General features: G+C 70.0%; 5 protein-coding genes. 2 read left to right on the top strand and 3 right to left on the bottom strand.

Annotated elements, in window-relative coordinates:
- A partial coding sequence (locus B4E30_RS10145) for a Clp protease N-terminal domain-containing protein (protein ID WP_286795174.1) occupies positions 1 to 1,203 on the bottom strand: 1,203 nt, incomplete at its 3' end.
- A gap of 114 nt (positions 1,204 to 1,317) precedes the next feature.
- Complete coding sequence (locus B4E30_RS10140) at positions 1,318 to 1,773, bottom strand: DUF3817 domain-containing protein (RefSeq protein WP_194384875.1); 456 nt, start codon at positions 1,771 to 1,773, stop codon at positions 1,318 to 1,320.
- Positions 1,774 to 1,840: 67 nt separating this feature from the next.
- On the opposite strand from B4E30_RS10140, the gene B4E30_RS10135 reads away from it, so the two are divergent.
- Positions 1,841 to 2,944, top strand: coding sequence for a class I SAM-dependent methyltransferase (locus tag B4E30_RS10135; RefSeq protein WP_286795170.1), 1,104 nt, complete (start codon positions 1,841 to 1,843; stop codon positions 2,942 to 2,944).
- A 3-nt stretch (positions 2,945 to 2,947) separates the two neighbouring features.
- Here B4E30_RS10135 and B4E30_RS10130 read toward each other — a convergent pair whose 3' ends face one another.
- On the bottom strand, positions 2,948 to 3,337 hold the full coding sequence (locus B4E30_RS10130; protein WP_071044535.1) for a DoxX family protein: 390 nt from the start codon (positions 3,335 to 3,337) through the stop codon (positions 2,948 to 2,950).
- A 120-nt stretch (positions 3,338 to 3,457) separates the two neighbouring features.
- Here B4E30_RS10130 and B4E30_RS10125 point away from each other — a divergent pair, with 120 nt between their 5' ends.
- Positions 3,458 to 4,705, top strand: coding sequence for an alpha/beta hydrolase family protein (locus tag B4E30_RS10125; protein WP_286795168.1), 1,248 nt, complete (start codon positions 3,458 to 3,460; stop codon positions 4,703 to 4,705).
- Positions 4,706 to 4,972 lie beyond the last annotated feature (267 nt).

Raw genomic sequence — 4,972 nt, 5'->3', positions numbered from 1 at the left:
CCGCGGTAGCGGGTGCCGGCGAGCATCGCGGGCAGATCGAGGACGATCACCCGCTTGTCCGTCAGCTGCGCCGGAACGCTGCCGGCGGCCACCGCCAGGGCGAGTCCCTCGACGATCGCCGTCTTGCCGACGCCGGCCTCTCCGACCAGCACGGGGTTGTTCTTGGTGCGNNAGGTGCAGGTCGCCGCGCGCGAGGCGGGGCTTCAGGATGTTCCCCGCATCCATGCCGCCGTCGCCGCCGCCTCCGGCGCCGACGACCGTGTGCACTTCGTCGATGAAGACGACGATCTCGTCGCGGTGCGCGGAGATCTCATCCATCGTCTGCGTGAGGCGCTCCTCGAAGTCTCCGCGGTAGCGGGTGCCGGCGAGCATCGCGGGCAGATCGAGGACGATCACCCGCTTGTCCGCCAGTTGCGCCGGAACGCTGCCGGCGGCCACCGCCAGGGCGAGTCCCTCGACGATCGCCGTCTTGCCGACGCCGGCTTCTCCGACGAGCACGGGGTTGTTCTTCGTGCGACGACTGAGGATCTCGACCGTCTGCTCGATCTCGTCGGCACGGCCGATGACCGGGTCGAGCGCGCCTTCGCGTGCCCGCGCGGTGAGGTCCGTGCCGAAACGGTCGAGCATCGGCGTCGACGACGATCCCATTCCGTCTTCCGGCGCCTCGGCGTCGCCCGACACGGTCTCACGAACTTCCTGGGTCAGAGACTCCGCGGTCACGCCGGCGCGCGCGAGGATCTGCCCCGCGGGAGTGTCCTGCGCGAGCACGAGGGCGAAGAACAGGTGCTCGGGGTCGACATAGGTCGATCCGGACGAGCGCGCCACCTGGTAGGCGTGGAAGAGCGCTCGTTGCACCGACGGGGTGATCACCGCGCCATCGACATGCGCTCGGTGCGAGGCCGCCGGCAGCCGGTCCTCCGCGGCGCGGACGATCGCCGCCGCGTCGGCGCCGACGCGCTCGACCGCGTCTTTCGCCGGCGAACGGTCGACGAGCACACGCAGAACGTGCAACGCGTCGAGTTCCTGCTGGCCCCGTTCGAGCGCGTATCGACCTGCGGCCTGCAGGATCTGCTGCGTCGCCGCACCGAGGAATCGACTGAGGTCGATCGATCGCTCGGCGCGGGCGCGCTCGCCCGCGAGATAGCGTGCGAGGAACTCGTCGAAGGCGCTGTGGCCTTCGTCGGGGGTGAAGTCTTCGGGCATTCCCGCTCCTTGCATCAAAGATGAGTCAAGCGACCTCAACTTTAAGAGTTGAGCGATCACTTATCAAGTTCAACGCAGGAGGAGGCTGACTATTCCGAGGCGCCGAGATCCGCCTCACTTCCCTCCGGGCGGGCCGACGACCAGGAGAACGGCGAAGACGACGGCAACCGCCGCCACGAGGAACAGCGCGAGCACCCATGGCCGCCGCAGGAACCACCGCATCAGCGGGTCGTACCAACGGTCCGCCTCGGGGCCGGGCGCGATTCGCCAGGGGCCGTCGAGACGCCCGGCACGGTGCAGCCAGATCTCCGTCGGGATGGTCGCATAGGGGATGACGGCACTCACGACGGCCACGATCGTCGGCCACATCCGCCATCGCTGGTTCATCGCCACCAGCACGGCCGTGGCGCCGTAGGAGAGGAACACGAATCCGTGGATGCCGCCGCCGATCGTCACCGCGATCGGGAGGTCGAGCGTCGCACGCAGGATCAGTCCTGCGATGAGGAGCGTCCAGGACACCGCTTCGGCGAAGGCGAGGACACGGAACAGGGAAAGAGGTGTGCGGAACACGAGTACTCCAGATCGGTCGTCTCCACCCTAAGCGGGCGGGTGACGCGCCACGGTCTAGCGTGGAAGCGTGCACCCTGAGCTCGATCGCCTGCGGCGGCGCCCCGACCTCGAGGCCCCGGGACTGGTCGCGGTCGACGCCGCCGACCGGCTCATCCTCGACCACTCCGCGGCGGCGCGCGAGAACGCCGAATCCGGCGCCGTGTGCGTGATCGGCGACGCTTACGGCGCGCTCACCCTCGGCGCCGCACTCGCCGGCGCCACCGGCATCCGCGTCCACCAGGATGCGCTCACCGGGGAGCGGGCGCTCGCCGCCAACGCCGACGACCTCGCCCCCTCGCACGCCTATCGGTCTCTCGCCCTGACGGCCGAGCTCGTGCGGGGAGCCCGCGTGGTGCTGCTCCGCCTGCCGCGCTCGCTCGACCAGCTCGACGACATCGCCGGGATCATCGCCGCCCACGCCGCTCCCGACGTCACGGTGTTCGCCGGCGGACGCCTCAAGCACATGAGCGTCGCCATGAACGACGTGCTCGCCCGCCGATTCGGCCGCGTGGACGTCACCCACGCGAGACAGAAGTCCCGGGTGCTCGTCGCGCGAGGCCCACACGACGGCGCGGATCCGACACCGCGGCAGGAAACGCACGAGGGCATCACCGCGTGCGCGTTCGGCGGGGCGTTCGCCGGCACGTCGATCGACATCGGCACCCGGCTGCTGCTGGCGCACCTGCCCGCCCCGACGGATCGGCCGGTCATCGACATGGCGTGCGGCACCGGGGTCGTGGCCGCCTCCTGGGCGACCCGGCATCCGCATGCCCGGGTGATCGCGGCCGATCAGTCGGCCATCGCCGTGGCCTCCGCGAAGGCCACGGTCGCCGCCAACGGCGTCGCCGGTCGAGTCGAGGTCGTGCGAGATGACATGCTCGGTGCGCAGCCCGACCGATCGGCATCTCTCATCGCCCTCAATCCGCCGTTCCACTCGGGCGCAGCCGTCACCGACAGGATCGCGCCGCTCATGTTCGCCGACGCCGCGCGCGTGCTCGCGCCGGGCGGAGAACTGTGGACCGTGTGGAACTCTTCGCTCGGGTACCGCGCTGCGCTGGAGCGCATCGTCGGCCCGACTCGCCAGATCGCCCGCAACGCCAAGTTCACCCTGACCGCGTCGACCCGGCGATGATGCTCACGCGCGGCCGTCGCGCGTGCACCACCACGCCCAGCAGACCAGCACCGGCTGGAAGAACAGTCGAGCCAGACGCTTCGCATCGGTGTCGAGGCCGAACCCGTCTCGTCCACGCGTGAACTGCTCGACGTTTCCCGGGAAGATCGCGATGAAGAACGCGGCCAGGAGCGCGCCCACGCGCCGGCGCGAGGCGGGCAGCGCCACCAGTGCCGTGCCGAACATCACCTCCACCACGCCGGATGCGACGACGACGGCGTCCCGGTCGAGGCCGGTCTTCTCGACCGCGAAGTCCGGAACCTGAGCCTGGAACTCCTTGCGTGCCCAGAACAGGTGACTGATGCCCGCGAACACCATCGCGGCGGCCAGGAGCCATCGGGAGAAGGTCTTCATGCCTCTGACTCAATCACGTCGGCGGCAGCTGCCGGAAGCCCTTGCCGGACCGAGGCCTTGTGTGCGCACCGAAGCGATGCTTTGCTGGCGGCGTCCACCGACGGAAAAGGGCGAAATCCCATGACCACCGATGCACCGACGCCGCCCCGGGATCTGCTGTCGTCCCCCTTCGCGGGAGGATTCGCCACCGATCCGGGATTCGACTTCGATGTTCGCCTCGCGATCGGACACAGCGTGCACGGCGGGGGCGACCCGGGCGAGATTCTCGCTGCTGCGGGCCCGGTGGGAGCGGGCGACACCGCCGGATGGTTCTCCGCATGGCGCGACCTCGGCGAACGGGTGCTCGACGAGGCGGATGACGCCGCTGCGACCGGCCATCACGCCACCGCGGCGGCGCGCCACCTGCGCGCCGCGAACTACCTGGGCTTTGCCGTGTCCGCGGCGGCCGCGCTACCCGACGGCGACACGTTGCTGACCACGTTCCGCACCCATCGTCGCGCGTGGGACGCGTTCGTCGATGGGTGCGGGCATCCTGTCGCACGCATCACCGTTCCTCATGGCGGGCAACCTCTGCCGGGAGCACTGTTCTTGCCCGTGGGCGCCGGTCCACACCGCACACTGGTGCTGAACAACGGCAGCGATGAGGCGATCAGCCGGCTGTGGACCGATCTCGGCCGACCGGCGCTCGCGCGCGGCTGGGCCGTGTTCGTCTTCGACGGCCCCGGGCAGCAGTCACAGCTCTTCGAACACGGTGTCCCGTTCCGCCCGGACTGGGAGGCGGTACTTGCTCCGGTCGTGGACGCCCTCGTCGCACGCGATGACGTCGATGAGGCACGTCTCGCGGTGTGGGGAGTGAGCCAAGCGGGGTACTGGGTGCCGCGTGCGCTCACGGTGGAGCAGCGGTTCGCCGCGGCCGTCGTCGACCCCGGCGTCGTCGACGTCTCGACCAGCTGGTTCGCTCACCTGCCCCGGGAACTCGTCGATCTGCTCGACGGCGGCGACCCGGACGCGTTCGACGAGTACCTGCGCCAGGGACTCACTCCCGACTCCCCCGAGGCGGCGATGATGCGGTTCCGGGCGCGGCCGTACGGCGTCGGCGAGAGCTTCGGGGCGGCGTTCCGCGCCGTGCGCGCCTACCGCCTGTCGCAGGAGCAGGCCGCCGACATCCGCACGCCGCTGCTGATCACCGACCCCGACGGCGAGCAGTTCTGGCCGGGCCAGTCGGCTGCCCTCGCGGCGATGACGCCAGAGGTGTCCGCGCTGGAACGCTTCACGGCCGCGGAGGGCGGCGCGATGCACTGCGAGCCGCTCGCGCGTCTGCGCGTGGCCGAGACGGTCCTCGACTGGCTGGACGACACCGTCGGGTGACGACGCGAAGGGACTCGGCCGTCTCCGGTCGCGAGCCCCTCCGTGGGTGGAGACTTCTTCTTAGAAGTCCCAGTTCTAGTTGAGGAGCGCGGAATCATGCGGCTTCTGAAGCCAACTTGCGACCCCGTGCCCTCTGCGTGCCCCTCCCGCGTAGGAAGCCAAATCAGCCACTCCGACGGGACATCGGCACACACCCAAGTCTACTGGCCGAGTCGTGAGCGCAGAAGTTCTAGTACGTTGCAAACTGAAGCGCCCCGGGTGTGATGG

It is taken from the genome of Microbacterium sp. UBA3394 (assembly GCF_002358725.1).
Taxonomy (GTDB): Bacteria; Actinomycetota; Actinomycetes; order Actinomycetales; family Microbacteriaceae; genus Microbacterium; species Microbacterium luteum.
Note: the sequence above shows the minus strand (reverse complement) of the source record. Positions and strands in the feature narration are given on the sequence as shown.